This is a genomic window from Ursidibacter arcticus (genome assembly GCF_009761375.1).
GTDB classification, from domain to species: domain Bacteria; phylum Pseudomonadota; class Gammaproteobacteria; order Enterobacterales; family Pasteurellaceae; genus Ursidibacter; species Ursidibacter arcticus.
This window is the reverse complement of the sequence record NZ_LEKM01000076.1, coordinates 1-262: the sequence shown is the minus strand read 5'-3', so window position 1 is coordinate 262 and position 262 is coordinate 1. Positions and strand designations below refer to the sequence as shown.

Annotated in this window: 1 protein-coding gene; it reads right to left on the bottom strand. The window is 34.0% G+C overall.

What is annotated here, in order from left to right; all coding sequences use genetic code 11:
* Positions 1-7 precede the first annotated feature (7 nt).
* On the bottom strand, positions 8-262 hold a 255-nt coding region (locus A1D25_RS01855; RefSeq protein ID WP_157394020.1), incomplete at its 5' end, for an integration host factor subunit beta.

The window sequence follows — 262 nt, the reverse complement described above, 5'->3', positions numbered from 1 at the left end:
AGTAGAATTAACGGTGATCTACTCTTTCTTTTAAATCTTTCCCAGCTTTAAAATGTGGGACATATTTAGATAATAATTTAACACTTTCCCCAGTTTTCGGGTTTCTTCCCGTTCTAGATTGGCGAAAGTGTAGAGAAAAACTACCAAATCCTCTTACTTCAATACGCTCGCCTTGTTCTAAGGTTTGCATTATCTGTTCTAAAATTTCTTTTACGCTATCTTCAACCGATTTAATTGGTAATTTAGGATTTTTAGCGGTTAA